Genomic DNA, 17,113 nt, shown 5'->3' with positions numbered 1-17,113 from the left:
CCAATCAGAAGACCGGTCGAATAATCAAGCGAGCGGCCGACCGGATAACCAACCGGGCGGCGCACAAACGAGCGGTCGACCGGGCGCGCAAGCGCACGGCCAGTCAAGTGGGGACTCAGGTGGGGACTCAAATGGGGATTCAAGCGGACATTCGAGTGCTCAGTCAAGCACGCAATCGAGCGCCCCGCCGAACCGCGAACCAGGCGAGCGTCCCCAATGAGCGGGGTGTTGCTCGCGGACCGCTATATATCGCCGATGACCGAGAGCGATCTCGATGAAGTCGCCATCGTCGAGCGGCTCGCCTACGAATTCCCGTGGTCGCGCGGCAACTTCGAAGACTCGCTGCGCAACGGCTACTTCGGCATTTGTCTGCGGCACGTAACGGGGACGCTGATCGGTTACTGCGTGCTGATGCCAGTCGTCGACGAGATGCATCTGCTGAATCTGTGCGTTGCGCCGCCGGCGCAACATGCGGGTGCCGGGCTCGCGCTGCTGCGCGAAGCGGTGCGCATCACGCATGCGGAAAGGCTCGCGGGACTGCTACTCGAAGTACGGCCCTCGAATCACCGCGCGATCCGCCTTTACGAGCGCTTCGGCTTCGCGTCGATCGGCCGTCGCAAGAACTACTATCCGGCGCGGCATCGCAGCCGGGAAGACGCAATCGTGATGCGATTTTCTTTTGAGAAGGAGGGCGTCGATGGCCTTGCATGAGTCCGCGCTGGAAGAACTGGGCCTCGCGCCGCTTTGGGTGAGGCGCGGCAGCGCGAATGCGCAGACGGCGCTCGAAGAAGGCGTGGGCGGCGCGACCGCGGATGTCGCGCTCGCGCAGGACGCGGTGCCGGCGCAGGCGCGGGCGAACCCTTCGCCCGATGCCGCGCGCGTTGAACGGGCGCCGGATGCTGCAGTATCGGTGCGCGGTGATGCGCGTTCCTCCACAGGCTTCGAAGCCGGCGCAGAGGTAAGGCGCTCGAACGCAGCTTCGTCTGTCGCAGACGCGGACGCGGCGGCTGGAGCGCGCAAGCTTGCGTCGCCCACGGAGCGCAGCATGCCGCGCGAATCCGCATCGCAAAGCGAACCACCGGACACCGGACGCAGGCCCGTTGCGGCACGCCCGGAGCCGGCCCCCGCCGCCGCTCAACCGGCACCGCCCGACGACGACTTCGCATGGTTCGACGAGCTTCCCGCGCAGCCGTCGCCGCCGTCGTCGTCACAGCCGCGCGCGCGTCAACCGGCGCCTGACGATGCAGCAGGCTTCGCCACAGACGATCTCTCGACCGAACCGGCGCTGCCGCCCGTCGCCACCCTCGACTGGGACGCGCTCGCCGCGCGCGTCGCCGGCTGCGAACGCTGCCGCCTCTGCGAGAAGCGCACGCAGACGGTATTCGGCGTCGGCGACCGCAACGCTGACTGGATGCTGATCGGCGAAGCGCCGGGTGAAAACGAGGACCGCCAGGGCGAGCCGTTCGTCGGCCAGGCCGGCAAGCTGCTCGACAACATGCTGCGTTCGCTGACGCTTGCGCGCGGCGAGAATGTCTATATCGCGAACGTGCTGAAATGCAGGCCGCCGGGTAACCGCAATCCGGAGCCTGAGGAGGTTGCACGCTGCGAGCCGTATCTGCAGCGCCAGGTTGCGCTCGTCAAACCGAAGCTGATCGTCGCGCTCGGCCGCTTCGCCGCGCAGAGCCTGTTGAAGACCGACGCGAGCATTTCGTCGCTGCGCGGACGCGTGCATACCTACGAAGGCGTGCCCGTGATCGTCACCTATCACCCCGCGTATCTGCTGCGCAGTCTGCACGACAAGGCGAAGGCGTGGCAGGACCTGTGTCTGGCGCGCGATACGTGGCGCAAGGCGGGCGCGAGCGCGGGTTCGGCGGGTGAACGCGCGGCCGCCCCTGCTGCTGACCCCGCGGCCGACTAAATGGCAGCCGACGGCCCATCAGCCGGATTAACGCCTCGCGATGCCGCGCGGCTCGAGCATCTGCGCGATCCGGCAGTGCGCGATCTGGCGTGGCTGCTGTTCAGTCCGGACCTGTTGCGCGCGCAACCGCCCGCCGGCATGCTGGCCGAGCCGTTCGAATCAGCCGACGAAGCGGCCGCGACCCTCGACTGGCTCGTCGCTGAAGATGCCCGTCCCGATGCGCTGCATCAGCACATTGCCGCCGCGCATGTGACGCGGCTTGGCCGCTACGCGGAGTGTCTGCTCGCGTGGTCCTTGCAGCACGGGCCGGCCGCGCGGCTCGTGGCCGCGAATGTCGCGTTGCGGCGCAACGGCCTGACGCTCGGCGAATGCGACTTCCTCGTTCAAACGCAGACGAGCCGGCGTCTGCATTGGGAACTCGCGGTCAAATGCTACCTGCATGCGGGTGAAAGTCGCGCACAGCTCGCCGACTATGTCGGTCCGAATCTGCAGGACCGCTTCGACGTGAAGCTGCGCCGCCTGCTCGATCATCAGCTGCCGTTGAGCGCGCGCGCCGAATTCGCGTCGCTCGGTCACCCCGGCCCGTGGGACGCGCAGATGTTGATCAAAGGGTGGTTGTTCTATCGCGATGGCGGCACGCCGGCCGAACCGGCCGAGATCGATCCGAACCACGCGCGGGGGTGGTGGACGACGCGCGCCGACTGGCCCGCGTTCGCCGCGGCGCGCGGCGCCGCGTGGGCGGTGCTGCCGCGTCTGCAATGGCTGTCGCGGCGTCGCCGCAGCGGTGATGCGTCTGCCGCGGGCCTGTTCGACATACCGGCCTTGAGCGCGCAACTCGCGCAGCATATCGGTCCGACGATGGTCGCGGCGTTTGCCGCCGATGACAAAAATGGTGGCTGGCGCGAGACGTCACGCGGTTTTGTCGTGCCGGATGCGTGGCCTGCGTTGGCGCTCGCATTTGCTCGCGAATAGTGCTCGCATCTTTGCGGAGCCCATGCACGCGAGCCCGCGCACGCGTCGCCGCTCAGTGGGAACCGCCCGTACTCACCACCACTGATGAAAATGATGCACAGGCCCAACGCCATGCCCGACGTCAAGCCGCGCACTGTGCTCGAGCGCCCCGGTCAAATACTGTTTGGCATCGACGACCGCACTCGCGAGATCGCGCCGCTGCGGCAATAACGCCGCAATCGCCGACGACAGCGTGCACCCCGTGCCATGCGTATTTTTGACAGGCACGCGCGGCCCGCCGACGCGCAGCGTGCCGCCGGCTTCGATCAGCCAGTCGGGGCTGTCGGCGGCCGCGAGATGGCCGCCTTTCATCAGCACCGCGCGCGCGCCGAGCGCACGCAACGCTTCGCCCTGGCTCACCATCGCGCTTTCATCGGCAGCCGCCGGCACACCGAGCAGGGCCGCCGCTTCGGGCAGGTTCGGCGTCAGCAGATCGGCGAGCGGCAACAGGTCGTCGCGCACCGCGTCGACCGCGTCGGGGGCGAGCAGCGCATGGTTGCTCTTCGAAATCATCACCGTGTCGAGCACGACATGCGACGGACGGTGGCGTCGCAGCGCATCGGCGACCGCCCGCACGATCTGCGCGTTCGCGAGCATGCCGATCTTGACCGCGTCGATGCGGATATCGTCGAACACAGCGTCCAACTGCGCCGTGACGAAACCGGGGTCGGGTGTGTGAATCGCGGTCACGCCGCGCGTATTCTGCGCGGTCAGTGCGGTAATCACGCTCGCGCCGTACGCGCCGAGCGCCGAAAACGCCTTCAGGTCGGCCTGGATGCCCGCGCCGCCGCCGGAATCGGAGCCGGCGATGGTCAGGACGTTGGGAATGGCTTGAGTCATGAAAGGACGAAGAAGGCAGGGCGGTTGAAGCCGCGGCGGATCGTGAGGATCGTGAGGCCTGTCACGACTGTCTGGACCGTCAGTGACGCGCTTCGCCGATCAGCGCGACCGAATCGAACGCGCGCTGGTTCGCCTGGTGGCGCCGCATCACGAGCCACATCATCACGCAGACGAAGGTGCCGAACAGCACGATCACGATCGTGATCGGCACGTCGAGCCAGACGAGCACCGCATAGAGGCACAGCATCACGAGCACGGACAGGTTCTCGTTGAAATTCTGCACGGCAATTGAGTGTCCGGCCGACAGCAGCACGTGGCCGCGATGCTGCAGCAGCGCGTTCATCGGCACCACAAAGAAGCCCGACAGCGCGCCGACCACCATCAGGAACACATACGCGAAAATCAGGTAGCCGCCGATATGCATGCGGCCGAAATAGATGCCCCAGTGCGGCGGAAACAGATGCCGCGTGTAGAACGCCATCAGCATCACCGCGATGCCCATGATGATGCCGACCGGCAGCACCGACAGCGATTTCTTCAGCGGCACGCGCGCGGCGGCGATCATCGCGCCCGCCGCGACGCCGACCGCGACCACGGCCTGCAGGATCGCGCCCTCCGACAGCGACATGCCGAGCGACACCTCGGCCCATTTCAACACGATGAACTGCAGCGTCGCGCCCGCGCCCCAGAAGAGCGTCGTGACCGCGAGCGAGATCTGGCCGAGCTTGTCGTGCCAGAGAATGTTGAAACAGTCGGCGAAGTCGGTGATGAGCTTGAGCGGTCCGCGTTCCTGTTTCGGATAGCGCGCACCGGTGTCAGGGATGCGCAGATTGAAGAGCGCCGCGACCACGTAGATGATGATGATGATCAGCATCGCCGCTTCGGCGGGCGTATGGATCGCGGACGGCGTGTGTTTGATGATGTGCGAGGCGATATGCGGGCTGATCAGCGCGCCGCCGAGCACGGTGCCGAGGATGATCGAGCCGACCGTCGTGCCCTCTATCCAGCCGTTCGCGGCGACGAGGCGGTCAGGCGGCAGCAGCTCGGTGAGTATCCCGTACTTGGCCGGCGAATAGGCCGCGGCGCCGAAGCCGACGATGCCGTATGCAATCAGCGGATGCGCCCCGACCAGCATCGTGACGCAGCCGATCACCTTGATCGTGTTCGTCACGAACATCACGCGCCCTTTGGGCCGTGAGTCGGCGAACGCGCCCACGAAGGCGGCCAGCACGACGTACGACAGCACAAAGAACAGCTTGAGCAGCGGCGTCATCCAATTGGGGGCGTGAAGGTCTTTCAGCAGTGCGATAGCAGCGATCAGCAGCGCATTGTCGGCCAGCGACGAGAAGAACTGCGCGGCCATGATCGTGTAAAAACCTTTTTTCATCTGATGCGATGCTGTCCTCGCGACGGTCTGGCGGGCAAGACCGTGGATATGACGTTCGGGCTTATTCCGTTCGAAATGGGTTGTGCGCACGGCTTTATATCATGAAAATAGCTGGATACTGACTAGCAAAATCCTTGATCGTCCAGTCGCAGCGGGCTTCGTGGCGCTGAAAACGCGCTGTAAGCTGCTGATTCGAAAGTGTCTTTACTCAAAAATCCCATGCCGCGCCCGCTCCTTGCCACGATCCATACCGCCGCTCTCGCCAACAATCTCGCGGTGGTCCGCCGCTATGCGCCAAAGTCCAAAATCTGGGCAATCGTCAAGGCGAATGCGTATGGCCACGGAATGGCGCGTGCGTTCCCCGGATTGCGCGCAACGGACGGCTTTGGGTTGCTGGACCTCGAAGAAGCGGTGAAGTTGCGCGAATTGGGCTGGGCGGGCCCGATTTTGTTGCTCGAAGGCTTTTTTCGTCCGACCGATATCGATCTGATCGACCGCTACAGCCTCACCACGGCGCTGCATTCGGACGAGCAGCTGCGCATGCTCGAAATGGCGCGGCTGTCCAAGCCGGTCAATATCCAGCTCAAGATGAATAGCGGCATGAACCGCCTCGGCTACACGCCGGACCGGTTCCGCGCCGCCTGGGAGCGCGCGCGCGCTTGCCCGGGCGTCGGCCAGATCACGCTGATGACCCACTTTTCCGACGCCGACGGCGAGCGCGGCATCGAGCATCAGATGGAAGCGTTCGAGCGCGGCGCGAAGGGCATTGCCGGTGCGCGCAGCCTCGCGAATTCGGCGGCCACGCTGTGGCATCCGAAGTCGCATTTCGACTGGGTCCGGCCCGGCATCATGCTGTATGGCGCATCGCCGTCGGGCGTGCATACCGACATTCGCAGCACGGGTCTGCAGCCGGCCATGACGCTCGCCTCGGAACTGATCGCCGTGCAGACGCTGCCCGAAGGCGAGACGGTCGGCTACGGCTCGATCTTCAAGGCGCGCGCGGGCATGCGCATCGGCGTCGTCGCGTGCGGTTACGCGGACGGTTACCCGCGCAATGCGCCCGAAGGCACGCCCGTGATCGTCGACGGCATTCGCACACGCATCGTTGGGCGCGTGTCGATGGACATGATCACCGTCGATCTGACGCCGTGTCCGCAGGCCGGTATCGGCTCGCGTGTCGAACTCTGGGGCAACGCGCTGCCGATCGACGACGTCGCACAGGCATGCGGCACGATCGGCTACGAGCTGATGTGCGCGGTCGCGATGCGCGTGCCGGTCCGCGCGGAATAAGCAACCGCGCGCCGCTGTGCGGTAACCGATCCGCGCGGTGTGGCAAATCCGCGCAGTAAGCACCGGCGCGTCAATCATCGAACTGGGCAGCCGCGAATGCGGTGTGAAGGGCGGCCTGCCGCTTTTCCTTCCCTATGACAATACAAATCAGGCAAGGTCTGCGTGGCTAAACAGAAAACGTTGTACACCTGCACCGAATGCGGCGCGTCGTCGCCGAAGTGGCAAGGGCAGTGCCCGTCCTGCCATGCGTGGAATACGTTGGTCGAGACGGTGGCCGAATCGGCCTCCGCGCATCGCTTCCAGTCGCTCGCGAAGAGCGCGCCGGTGCAACGCCTGGCCGATATCGAAGCATCCGATGTGCCGCGTTTTTCGACCGGCGTCGGCGAATTCGACCGCGTGCTCGGCGGCGGGCTCGTCGCGGGCGGCGTCGTGCTGATCGGCGGCGACCCGGGCATCGGCAAATCGACTTTGCTGTTGCAGTCGCTCGCGCAGATCGCCAGCGAGCGGCGCGCGCTCTATGTGAGCGGCGAGGAATCGGCCGCGCAGATTGCGTTGCGCGCGCAACGTCTGTCGCTGCTCGAACCGGGCTCGAACGCCAACGAACTGAAGCTGCTCGCCGAGATTCAACTCGAGAAAATCCAGGCGACGATTGCCGAGGAGCGGCCCGACGTCGCCGTTATCGATTCGATCCAGACCGTCTATTCGGAGGCGCTGACCTCGGCGCCGGGCTCGGTCGCGCAGGTGCGCGAATGCGCGGCGCAACTGACGCGCGTCGCGAAGCAGTCGGGCACGGCGATCATCATGGTCGGGCACGTCACGAAAGAGGGCAATCTCGCCGGTCCGCGCGTGCTTGAACATATCGTCGACACGGTGTTGTATTTCGAAGGCGACACACATTCGTCGTTCCGTCTGGTGCGCGCGTTCAAGAACCGCTTCGGCGCCGTCAACGAGCTCGGCGTGTTCGCGATGACCGAGCGCGGTTTGCGCGGCGTCGCGAATCCGTCCGCACTGTTTCTGTCGCAGCACGAACAGATCGTGCCGGGCTCGTGCGTGCTCGTTACGCAGGAAGGCACGCGGCCGCTGCTCGTCGAAGTGCAGGCCCTCGTCGATACCGCGAACGTGCCGAATCCGCGGCGGCTTGCGGTCGGCCTCGAGCAGAACCGGCTCGCGATGCTGCTCGCGGTGCTGCATCGTCACGCGGGCATCGCGTGCTTCGATCAGGACGTCTTTCTGAATGCGGTCGGCGGCGTGAAGATCACCGAGCCCGCCGCCGATCTCGCGGTGCTGCTTGCGATCCACTCGTCGATGCGCAACAAGCCGCTGCCGAAGGGGCTCATCGTATTCGGCGAAGTCGGGCTCGCGGGCGAGATCCGGCCGTCGCCACGCGGTCAGGAGCGTCTGAAGGAAGCCGCCAAGCTCGGCTTTTCGGTCGCGCTGATTCCGAAGGCCAATGCGCCGAAGCAGGCGATCGACGGGCTGCAGGTGATCGCGGTCGAGCGTATCGAACAGGCGATCGACCGCGTGCGCACGCTCGAATGACGGACCCATCACGCACGCACATGGTGCGTGACGTAATCCGCTGTAAATATCATGCCGGCGGCTGTAACCCAGATTCCACACGATTTCCCTATTCTTTGGCGCATAGGCAATCCGTCATAAACGGAAAAAGGATGCGTCTTGAAACTGACTCGTGAACCCGAAGCGGATCGGCTCGCGAACCTGCGCGGCTGCCGCGTATCGCCGCCGATTCCCCAGCCGTGGGGCGACAGTTGCCGGATCGTCGAATGGATCGACACGGGCGGGCAGATTTCGCGCCGCGTGGTCGCCGAAGACATCACGCCCGACGAAGTGCGGGCCACGATTCGCCGCCACGTTCAGGGGCGCAAACACGTGCTTATCGACGACGAGCGTCAGCCGAGGCAGACCTTGCCGAGGCGCTAAGCGGTGGTGAAATGATGTAGACGGGTGGCTGGTTTCCGTTGCGGGTGATGTCGACCGCAGCGCGTTCGATCCCGCTCGTGGCGCTACGGCCTGTGCGGCCGGTTTCAGACGCCGCCGGCTCGGGCACGACGGTTCAGGCGCGGCCCACCTCAGCCTTCCTATCCGCCTTCATATCCCTTCACGGCTCTCGCGCGGTCCCATTCTTGCGGAATGGCGCCGTCGCCCGTGTTATCCGCCGTGTAGTTTTCCTGTCCGGCGGCTGCGTAAAGCTCAGGAGCAAACAGCGGATGTTGAGCCGCTTCCGCCGGTGTCAGCACCGGCGCCACGCAGCAGTTCAGCGGCTCGAGCAACTCGATCCATTCGGCAAGCGTGCGCGTCGCGATCAAGGCCATCATTTCCTGCGTCAACGCCACGGCATCGGGGCCGCCGAGCGCCTGCCCCAAGCTCCAGTGGCGCTTGGCCCAATCGGGCCGGTTCAGCGCCGTGCACAGCGTTTCCCAGAATTTGAGTTCGAGCGCCGCAATCGCGAGCCAACGGCCGTCGCGCGTGCGGTAGAGGTTGTAGCAGGGCGCGCCGCCATTGAGAAGCCCCGTGCCGTGCGCGGGCGCCGTGCCATCGTTGACGAGCCCGACATGCGCGACCACGTTGTGCGCGTGCGTGGCGTGGGTCATCGACACATCGACGAAGCGGCCTTCGCCGCCGCGCGCGACATGCCAGAGCGCCGCGAGAATCTGCGTGATCGCGCTCAACGCGCCGCCGAGCATATCGCCGATCTGGAAGTTCGGCACGATCGGTGTGCCGTCGCGCGAGGCGAGCTGATCGAGAACACCGGAGTAAGCGATAAAGTTGAGGTCGTGCCCGGCGATGGTCGAGTAGACGCCGGTTGATCCGTAACCGGTAATCGAGCAATAGACGAGTTTTGGATTCAGCTCGCGCAACGCTTCGTAGCCGAGCCCGAGCCGGTCCATCACGCCGGGCCGGAAACTCTCGACGATCACATCCGCTTCGCGCGCGAGCGCGCGCAGCACTGTGTTGCCCGCTTCCGTTTTCAGGTCGAGCCGCGTCACGCGTTTGCCGCGGTTGACGATCTGATAGAGCATGCTCGGCCGGCCTTCGAGCTGGTCCGTCTCGCTTTGCAACATCACGCGCGATGCATCGCCGTCACCGGGCGCTTCGATCTTCAGCACGTCAGCGCCCATTTCCGCAAGCCGCAGCGTGGCGACGGGGCCGGGCAGAATGCGCGTGAGGTCGATCACGCGCAAGCCTTTCAGTGCATCAGCAGAAGACAAGGTTATCCTCCGGTCGTTGATAGTGTCCGCGCGTGACGCGCGCGCAGTGGCTTAGCTTGCAATGGCGGATCGCGCAGCAGCAGCCAGTTCGCATTCTGCAGCGTTCAGATCGCGGCTGCAAAATCGCCGTTGCCAAACCGCAGTTACCAAGCCGCAGTTACCAAGCCGCCGTTGCCAACCCGCAGTTGCCAAATCGCAGTTGCCAAACCGCAGTTACCAAGCCGCCGTTGCCAACCCGCAGTTGCGAAAAACCGCAGTCGCCAAACCGCAGTCGCCAAACCGCGGCAGCTAAACCCCTAGCCGATCTGCTCCAGTTCCTCGTGCGCCTCGAGCCACTGCGCTTCGAGCGTCTCGAGGCGGCCGGCGACGTCGGCTTGCCGGCGCAGCGCTTCGGTCAGCTTCGTCTTGAGTTCAACGTTGTAGCTGGCCGGGTCCGCGACGAACGCATCGAGCGTGGCCTTCTCGGCGTTCAGCGCGTCCATTTCCTTCTCGATCTTCGTAATGCGCGTTTGCAGCGGCTTTTTCAGGTGCGCAAGCTTCTGGCGCGTTTCGGCTTCCTGACGGCGCTGTTCCTTGCGGTTCAACGTGGCGTCGCCGTTGCCGCCACTGTCGTCCGCTCCGCCGTTCGCGACATTGTTCGCCTTCGCTTCACCCGCCTTCAGCGCCGCGCGCTGCTCGGCCGCGTGCTGCAACAGCCAGTCGCGGTAGTCGTCGAGGTCGCCGTCGAACGGCTGCAGCCGGTGTTTCGCGACGAGCATGAACTGATCGGTCGTCGCGCGCAACAGATGCCGGTCGTGCGAGACGAGGATCAGCGTGCCTTCGAACTGCGCGAGCGCCATTGTCAATGCATGGCGCGTTTCGAGGTCGAGGTGGTTGGTCGGCTCGTCGAGCAGAAGCAGGTTGGGCTTCTGCCAGATGATCAGCGCGAGCGCGAGGCGCGCCTTCTCGCCGCCCGAAAACGGTGCGATCGCCGCGGTGGCCATGTCGCCCGAGAAGTTGAAGCCACCGAGGAAGTCGCGCAGCTCCTGCTCGCGCGTATCGGGCGCAAGGCGTGCGAGATGTTGCAAAGGGGAGTCGTCGGGGCGCAGCGTTTCGAGCTGATGCTGCGCGAAGTAGCCGATGCGCAGTCCCTTACCCTCATGCGTATGGCCGCTCAATGCGTCGAGCGTGCCGGCGAGCGTCTTGATCAGTGTCGACTTGCCCTGGCCGTTCGCGCCGAGCAGGCCGATACGCTGGCCGTTCTGGATCGACAGCGTGACGCGTTCGACGATCGGTATTTCGCCGCCGTCGTCGGCGCGATAACCGCAACGCACATCGTCCATCACCATCATCGGGTTCGGCGCGGCGTCGGGCGCGCGGAACTCGAACGTAAACGGCGAGGCGACATGCGCGGGCGCGATCAGCTCCATCTTCTCGAGCGCCTTCATCCGGCTTTGCGCCTGACGCGCCTTGGTGGCCTTCGCCTTGAAGCGGTCGATAAAGCTTTGCAGATGCGCGACGGTCTTCTGCTGCTTCTCGTAAGCGCTCTGCTGCAGCGCCAGTTGCTGGGCGCGCAGGACTTCGAACTGCGAGTAGTTGCCGCCGTAGCGCTTGACCTGCCGGTTCTCGAGATGCAGCGTAACATTGCACACCGAATCAAGGAACTCGCGGTCGTGCGAGATCACGACGAGCGTGCCCGGATAGCGATGCAGCCAGTCTTCGAGCCAGACGATCGCATCGAGGTCGAGGTGGTTCGTCGGCTCGTCGAGCAGCAGCAGGTCGGAGCGGCACATCAGCGCTTGCGCGAGATTGAGCCGCATGCGCCAGCCGCCCGAGAAGCTGCCGACGCTCGCACGGGTTTGTTCGAGCGTGAAGCCTAAGCCGAGCAGCAAGGCCTCGGCGCGTGCGGGCGCGGTGTAGCCATCGGCGTCGGCAAATGCGGCGTGCGCCTCGGCTTCGGCGCTGCCGTCGTGCGCGGCCGAGGCGGCGGCGATGCGCGCTTCGATCGCGCGCAACGCGGCATCGCCATCGAGCGTGTACTCGAGCGCGCTTTTATCGGCGGCCGGGGTTTCCTGCGCGACATGCGCGATCTGCCAGGACGGCGGTAACGAAACATCGCCGCCGTCCGCATGCAGCTCGCCGCGCAGCACGGAAAAGAGCGTGGACTTGCCGGCGCCGTTCGCGCCGACCAGGCCGGCTTTTTCGCCGGGGTTCAACGTAAACGACGTCTGTTCGAAAAGCGGTTTGGTGCCGCGCGCGAGACTGAACTGATTGAAACGGATCACAACAGGGCCGGGCGAGAGAAAAACGCTATTTTAGACTGTGCCGCGTGTTGCCTGGCATCGTCCGTTCGGCCGACTGGCGCGAAAGCTCCGCGTACGTAAACTGATGACTTTCTTCGGGAGCGCATATGGCAAAGACCACCAGCACAACAACCTCCATCTATTCGTTCTCGGCTCGCGCGTTGAATGGCGAGGAGATCAGTTTCGAACGCTATCGCGGCCGGCCCCTGCTGATCGTGAACACCGCCAGCGAATGCGGCTTCACGCCGCAATACAAAGGCTTGCAGAATCTTTACCAGCAATACGCGGCGCGCGGCCTCGAAGTGCTCGGCTTTCCGTGCAACCAGTTCGGCAAGCAGGAACCCGGCGACGCCGAGCAGATCGGCAACTTCTGCGAAAGGAACTTCGGCGTGTCGTTCCAGCTGTTCGAGAAGATCGAGGTGAACGGCGAGAATACGCATCCGCTTTTCAGATATCTGAAGACGGAGGCGCCGGGGCTGCTCGGCTTGAAGCGGATCAATTGGAACTTCACGAAGTTTCTCGTTAACCGCGACGGCGAGGTGCTCAGGCGCTACGGGCCGCCCAAAAAGCCTGACGAGATCGCGGTCGATATCGAGAAGGTGCTGTAGCACCGCGCGCCGCGGCGCTACATACCGGTTACAGGATCGGCGCGAAGAGCCGCGCCACGTGCATCGCCATGCGGCGCCATGCCGGCGACTTCCGGTATTCGCTGCGGTCGATCTCATAGGCATCGGCGAAGTCGCGCAGGAGCATCGCTTCGACCTCGGCGGCGAAGCCGCGGTCGATCGTCAGCACCATGATCTCGAAGTTCAGGCGGAACGACCGGTTGTCGAGGTTCGCGCTGCCCACCGCGGCGGCTTCGTCGTCGATCAGCACGACCTTCTGGTGCAGAAAGCCCGGCCGGTAACGGAATACGCGCACGCCGGCGCGGATCGAGTCGTGCGCATAGAGCCGCGACGCTTCGAACACGACGATATGATCGCGCCGGCTCGGAATCAGGATGCGCACGTCCACGCCGCGCAGCGCCGCGAGGCGCAATGCCGAGAACACGGCTTCGTCGGGCACGAGGTAGGGCGTCGTGATCCAGATCCGCTTGCGTGCGGCGCTGATCGCTTCGACGAAGAACAGCGAACAGGTTTCCTGCTTGTCGGCGGGGCCTGACGGCACGACGAGGCAATGCATGTCGCCGGCGCGGTCCGCCGGGGTGAATGCCGATGCGTTCGTATGTGCGGTTGCGCCGCGCGCGAGGGCCGATACGGTGGCCATGCCGGGTTGCCCAGGCCGCGCGGGCGAGGGCGGCAGTGTCCTGATCGGGAGCATCGTTTCCGACACCGTTTCCGGCGGCATGCCTGGTGCCGGCTCGTCCGGCAGCGGCGTAGCTGCCGCAGCTACCGCGACACGCACCGCCTCGGCCACGGTTGTGCTGACCGGAGCACTGACTGGAGCGCTAACAGCCGCGCTGACAGCGGCATTAGCAGTGGCATTGGAAGCCGCGTTAGCCGCGGCGCTGACCGCAGCGGCCATCGAAGCGGACACCGACGCCGACACCGCAGCTGCCGCGCGAGCAGACACAGACGCCGCCACGGAGGCAGCCACCGGCGACGCTGCGGCCACCGGCATACGCGGCGGCGGCTCAAGCGGCGGCAACTGCTGCGTGGCCCAGTACCAGTCTTCGGTGAACACGAACTGGATGCTCGCGACCGCGGGCCCGCGCACTTCGATATGCGTATCGCGCCACGGGGAAAGCGGCGGCTTCGCGCCCAGATATTCGACGCCGATATTGTGGCCGCCGACAAACGCGCACTCGCCGTCGACCACCACGATCTTCCGGTGATTGCGGAAGTTCAGCTGGAAGCGGTTGACGAAACGCCGGTTCGTCGCGAACGGATGCATTTCGACGCCGCCGGCGCGCATTTCGGCCACATAGCGATGCGGCAGATCGAAGCTGCCGATGCTGTCGTACAGCACGTACGCGTGCACGCCTTGCTCGACTTTCCTGATCAGCGTGTCCTTGATCAGTTCGCCGAGCGCGTCGGCACGCACGATAAAGAACTGCACGATCACATAGCTGCGCGCGCTTTCTATCGCCTCGAGAATGGCCAAGAACGTCGCTTCGCCGTTGACGAGCGTGCGCACCGCATTGCCGGGCAGAAACGGCATACCGGAAAGCCGCGTGAGCGAGCGCACGAGATGTTCGCCGAGCGCCTGCGTGGGCCGCTCGTGCGACGACGGCTGGGTCGCCCATTCGGGCGGATGCGCGCGCGTGCGCAGCAGTTCGTTGCCGAAGCGGCGCGCGTCGACATAGCCCGCGAATTTGCTGCGGCCAAGAAACAGATAGGGAATCAGCGTCAGATACGGCATCGCGACGAGCGACACCGCCCAGGCAATCGCGCCTTGCGACGTGCGGGTATGCAGAACTGCATGGCACGCGGCAATCACGCCGAGCAGATGGCAGATAAATACCAGCGTGCCGATGTGAAGCAGATCGAATTGCATAAGCGTACGAAGGATCGTTCGACGCGCGGTTCGCGCGCATTCACATGCGATCAGAGTGACGGGCCCAAGCGCGGCTCAAGCTGGGCTTAACCTGGTCTAAGCCTGGCCTCAAGCCTGTACTGTCCTTATCTTACCGAACCGCAAGCACGCCACGCCGGTAGGCCCGATCTTCCGTGTGGACAAGCGTATTGTCCACAGGTATCGAGCGCCGATCGTGACGCACGAGCGCGCGCGATAAGAGGCGCTTGATGCTGATCAAAGCTCAACGGGAAAGAGGGACCGGGAACCGGCCCTCAACCTTCCTCAAGCGGCGCCCGGCGTGCCTTGGCGCGTGCCGGAGCGTGTCCTCGCGTGTCTCTGTGTGTCCTGCCGTGTCCCGACGTGCCTTAGCCCGGCAAGTCGCTTGCCTGCAGCAGGAAGACGTTGTCGTCGCCGGCGCTCGTCGATAGCCAGACGAGGTCGAGTCCGCCGAACGCCGCCTCGACGTTCGCGCGCTCGTTGCCGATCTCGACGACGAGCACGCCGTCGTCGGTCAGCCAGTCGCGCGCCTCGCCGATGATGCGCCGCACAATGTCCATGCCGTCCGCGCCGCCCGCAAGCGCGAGTTCAGGCTCATGCCGGTATTCGGCAGGCAGCGTTTGCATCGATGCCGCATTTACATAGGGCGGATTGGCGAGGATCACTTCGTAGCGTCGCTCGGGCAGCGGCGCGAACAGGTCGCCTTCGAACACGGCAATGCGCTCGTCGAGTTCGTAGTCGGTCACGTTGATCGTTGCGACTTCGATCGCGCCCGGCGACAGGTCGACCGCGTCGACATCCGCGTTCGGAAACGCATGCGCGGCAAGAATCGCGAGACAGCCGGAGCCGGTGCACAGTTCAAGCACGGCCGACACCGCTTCGGGATCTTCGACGTACGGCTGCAGTCCGTCCTGCAGCAGTTCGCCGATAAACGAGCGCGGCACGATCACGCGTTCGTCGACATGAAAGCGATAGCCGTGCATCCACGCTTCCTGCGTGATATAGGCGGCCGGCACGCGCTCGGCCGCACGCCGCTCGATCACCTTCAGCACCGCTTCGAGTTCGTCGGCCGTGAGGCGCGCATCGAGGAACGGATCGAGCAGATCGAGCGGCAGATGCAGCGTGTGCAGAACGAGATACGCCGCTTCGTCGTAAGCATTCGCCGAGCCGTGTCCGAACGAGAGCTGCGCCTGATTGAAGCGCGACACCGCATAGCGCAGTACATCGCGCACCGTTGAGAACGGGTGAGCAGTGGGATGAGCAGCGGAATGAGAAGCCGGGTAGGACGGGGTGGTCATCGCAACGGGTTCCTCGTTCAGGCGATCAGTTGTTCCAGCACGCGCCGGTACACGTTCTTGAGCGGCTCGATAGAGGCCAGCTCGATATGTTCGTCGATCTTGTGGATGCTCGCGTTCAGCGGCCCGAATTCGACCACCTGCGGGCAGATGCGCGCGATAAAACGGCCGTCGGACGTGCCGCCCGTCGTCGACAGTTCGGGCGTGACGCCGGTTTCGGCGCGAATCGCTTCGCCAAGCGCATCGGACAGCGCCCCGCGCGGCGTGAGAAACGGCAGCCCGCTCACGGTCCATTTGAGTTCGTAGTCGAGGCCGTGCTTGTCGAGAATCGCATGCACGCGGTTTTGCAGCCCTTCGACCGTGCTCGCCGTCGAGAAGCGGAAGTTGAACATCAGCTCCGCATGGCCCGGAATCACGTTCGTCGCCCCGGTGCCGCTGTGCAGGTTCGACACCTGCCACGTGGTGGGCGGGAAATACTCGTTGCCGTCGTCCCAGCGCTCGTTCACGAGTTCGGCCAGCGCCGGCGCGAGCAGATGAACCGGGTTCTTCGCAAGGTGCGGATAGGCGATATGCCCCTGCACGCCCTTGACGATCAGCTTGCCCGACATCGAACCGCGGCGGCCGTTTTTCACCATGTCGCCGAAGCGCGCGCTCGAGGTCGGCTCGCCGACCACGCAGTAGTCGAGCCGCACGCCGCGCGCGGCGAGCGCTTCGACGACCTTGACGGTGCCGTCAGTGGCCACGCCTTCTTCATCGCTCGTAATCAGAAAGCCGATCGAGCCGCGATGCTGCGCATGTGCGGCGACAAACTCTTCGCTGGCGACCACGAAGCCGGCCAGCGATGCCTTCATATCGGCGGCGCCGCGGCCATACAGCTTGCCGTCGCGATGCGTCGGCTCGAACGGCGGCGACGACCACTGTTCGAGCGGGCCGGTCGGCACGACGTCGGTGTGGCCCGCGAACACGAGCAGCTTGCCGTCCGCGCCGGCCGTGCCGTGCCTGACCGCCCAGAGATTCGTCACGCCATTCGACTCGATCGTCTCGCAGACGAAGCCGAGCGCCGCGAGGCGCTCGACGATCAGACGCTGGCAATGCTGATCGTCAGGGGTGACGGATGCGCGTGCAATCAGCGCTTCGGTAAGGGCGAGGGTGCCGGACATGGATTCGGAACTGCTCTTCAAAACTGCGGATGAAAAAATGCCGGCCCACAAACATTGGCGGGGCCGGCAACGACTTATCGCAAACGTACTGCGTATCGCGTGGTAAAGCAGTGCAATAAAGCAGCGAAATACAGCAGCGAAATACAGCAGCGAAATACAGCAGCGAAATACAGCGCGCGCGGCACA

Annotated in this window: 14 protein-coding genes; 7 read left to right on the top strand and 7 right to left on the bottom strand. The window is 64.9% G+C overall.

What is annotated here, in order from left to right; translation table 11 throughout:
• The first annotated feature begins 216 nt into the window (after positions 1 to 216).
• Genes rimI through KZJ38_RS13590 form a run of 3 tightly spaced genes read left to right on the top strand, consistent with a single transcriptional unit; the run spans position 217 to position 2,890 of the window.
• Positions 217 to 711 (top strand): ribosomal protein S18-alanine N-acetyltransferase, encoded by a 495-nt coding sequence (gene rimI, locus KZJ38_RS13600; RefSeq protein ID WP_219796399.1) that lies wholly within the window; start codon positions 217 to 219, stop codon positions 709 to 711.
• Positions 698 to 1,918: a uracil-DNA glycosylase gene (locus KZJ38_RS13595; protein ID WP_219796398.1), complete on the top strand. Its 1,221-nt coding sequence runs from the start codon at positions 698 to 700 to the stop codon at positions 1,916 to 1,918. The genes rimI and KZJ38_RS13595 overlap by 14 nt, the downstream gene beginning before the upstream one ends.
• Positions 1,919 to 2,890: a DUF1853 family protein gene (locus KZJ38_RS13590; RefSeq protein WP_219796397.1), complete on the top strand. Its 972-nt coding sequence runs from the start codon at positions 1,919 to 1,921 to the stop codon at positions 2,888 to 2,890.
• A gap of 72 nt (positions 2,891 to 2,962) precedes the next feature.
• Here the strand turns inward: KZJ38_RS13590 and thiD are convergent, their stop codons facing one another.
• Both thiD and lplT read right to left on the bottom strand, forming a co-directional pair.
• On the bottom strand, positions 2,963 to 3,769 hold the full coding sequence (gene thiD, locus KZJ38_RS13585; RefSeq protein WP_219796396.1) for a bifunctional hydroxymethylpyrimidine kinase/phosphomethylpyrimidine kinase: 807 nt from the start codon (positions 3,767 to 3,769) through the stop codon (positions 2,963 to 2,965).
• Positions 3,770 to 3,848: 79 nt separating this feature from the next.
• The gene (gene lplT / locus KZJ38_RS13580) at positions 3,849 to 5,156 is read right to left on the bottom strand and encodes a lysophospholipid transporter LplT (RefSeq protein WP_219796395.1); all 1,308 of its coding nucleotides are present in this window, start codon (positions 5,154 to 5,156) and stop codon (positions 3,849 to 3,851) included.
• Positions 5,157 to 5,375: 219 nt separating this feature from the next.
• Between lplT and alr the strand changes: the two genes are divergently transcribed.
• From alr to KZJ38_RS13565, 3 genes are all read left to right on the top strand, one after another.
• Complete coding sequence (gene alr, locus KZJ38_RS13575) at positions 5,376 to 6,446, top strand: alanine racemase (protein ID WP_219796393.1); 1,071 nt, start codon at positions 5,376 to 5,378, stop codon at positions 6,444 to 6,446.
• A 162-nt stretch (positions 6,447 to 6,608) separates the two neighbouring features.
• The gene (radA, locus tag KZJ38_RS13570; protein WP_075156853.1) at positions 6,609 to 7,985 is read left to right on the top strand and encodes a DNA repair protein RadA; all 1,377 of its coding nucleotides are present in this window, start codon (positions 6,609 to 6,611) and stop codon (positions 7,983 to 7,985) included.
• 138 nt (positions 7,986 to 8,123) lie between these two features.
• Positions 8,124 to 8,387: a DUF2866 domain-containing protein gene (locus KZJ38_RS13565; protein ID WP_219796392.1), complete on the top strand. Its 264-nt coding sequence runs from the start codon at positions 8,124 to 8,126 to the stop codon at positions 8,385 to 8,387.
• Positions 8,388 to 8,545: 158 nt separating this feature from the next.
• On the opposite strand, the gene KZJ38_RS13560 is transcribed toward KZJ38_RS13565, so the two are convergent.
• Entirely contained in the window at positions 8,546 to 9,676 is a 1,131-nt protein-coding gene (locus KZJ38_RS13560; protein ID WP_425518249.1) for a CaiB/BaiF CoA transferase family protein, read from the bottom strand.
• 296 nt (positions 9,677 to 9,972) lie between these two features.
• Positions 9,973 to 11,940 (bottom strand): ATP-binding cassette domain-containing protein, encoded by a 1,968-nt coding sequence (locus KZJ38_RS13555; protein ID WP_219796391.1) that lies wholly within the window; start codon positions 11,938 to 11,940, stop codon positions 9,973 to 9,975.
• 125 nt (positions 11,941 to 12,065) lie between these two features.
• Here KZJ38_RS13555 and KZJ38_RS13550 point away from each other — a divergent pair, with 125 nt between their 5' ends.
• Positions 12,066 to 12,566 carry a glutathione peroxidase gene (locus KZJ38_RS13550; RefSeq protein ID WP_219796390.1) on the top strand — a complete coding sequence of 167 codons (501 nt, stop codon included), beginning with the start codon at positions 12,066 to 12,068 and terminating at the stop codon, positions 12,564 to 12,566.
• A gap of 28 nt (positions 12,567 to 12,594) precedes the next feature.
• Here KZJ38_RS13550 and KZJ38_RS36525 read toward each other — a convergent pair whose 3' ends face one another.
• From KZJ38_RS36525 to dapE, 3 genes are all read right to left on the bottom strand, one after another.
• Positions 12,595 to 14,454, bottom strand: a complete 1,860-nt coding sequence (locus KZJ38_RS36525) for a cardiolipin synthase (RefSeq protein ID WP_246641466.1) — start codon at positions 14,452 to 14,454, stop codon at positions 12,595 to 12,597.
• A 386-nt stretch (positions 14,455 to 14,840) separates the two neighbouring features.
• The gene (prmB, locus tag KZJ38_RS13535; protein ID WP_219796389.1) at positions 14,841 to 15,770 is read right to left on the bottom strand and encodes a 50S ribosomal protein L3 N(5)-glutamine methyltransferase; all 930 of its coding nucleotides are present in this window, start codon (positions 15,768 to 15,770) and stop codon (positions 14,841 to 14,843) included.
• 17 nt (positions 15,771 to 15,787) lie between these two features.
• Positions 15,788 to 16,927, bottom strand: a complete 1,140-nt coding sequence (gene dapE, locus KZJ38_RS13530; RefSeq protein ID WP_219796388.1) for a succinyl-diaminopimelate desuccinylase — start codon at positions 16,925 to 16,927, stop codon at positions 15,788 to 15,790.
• Positions 16,928 to 17,113 lie beyond the last annotated feature (186 nt).

Source organism: Paraburkholderia edwinii (assembly GCF_019428685.1).
GTDB lineage: Bacteria > Pseudomonadota > Gammaproteobacteria > Burkholderiales > Burkholderiaceae > Paraburkholderia > Paraburkholderia edwinii.
This window is presented reverse-complemented; position numbering and strand designations above follow the sequence as displayed.

Bases quoted from the DNA above. Each gene is read 5' to 3' on its own strand.
- rimI (WP_219796399.1), top strand. From the start codon at position 217: ATGAGCGGGGTGTTGCTCGCGGACCGCTATATATCGCCGATGACCGAG.
- prmB (WP_219796389.1), bottom strand. From the start codon at position 15,770: ATGACCACCCCGTCCTACCCGGCTTCTCATTCCGCTGCTCATCCCACT.
- KZJ38_RS13590 (WP_219796397.1), top strand. From the start codon at position 1,919: ATGGCAGCCGACGGCCCATCAGCCGGATTAACGCCTCGCGATGCCGCG.
- dapE (WP_219796388.1), bottom strand. From the start codon at position 16,927: ATGTCCGGCACCCTCGCCCTTACCGAAGCGCTGATTGCACGCGCATCC.
- lplT (WP_219796395.1), bottom strand. From the start codon at position 5,156: ATGAAAAAAGGTTTTTACACGATCATGGCCGCGCAGTTCTTCTCGTCG.
- KZJ38_RS13550 (WP_219796390.1), top strand. From the start codon at position 12,066: ATGGCAAAGACCACCAGCACAACAACCTCCATCTATTCGTTCTCGGCT.
- KZJ38_RS13595 (WP_219796398.1), top strand. From the start codon at position 698: ATGGCCTTGCATGAGTCCGCGCTGGAAGAACTGGGCCTCGCGCCGCTT.
- alr (WP_219796393.1), top strand. From the start codon at position 5,376: ATGCCGCGCCCGCTCCTTGCCACGATCCATACCGCCGCTCTCGCCAAC.
- thiD (WP_219796396.1), bottom strand. From the start codon at position 3,769: ATGACTCAAGCCATTCCCAACGTCCTGACCATCGCCGGCTCCGATTCC.
- KZJ38_RS36525 (WP_246641466.1), bottom strand. From the start codon at position 14,454: ATGCAATTCGATCTGCTTCACATCGGCACGCTGGTATTTATCTGCCAT.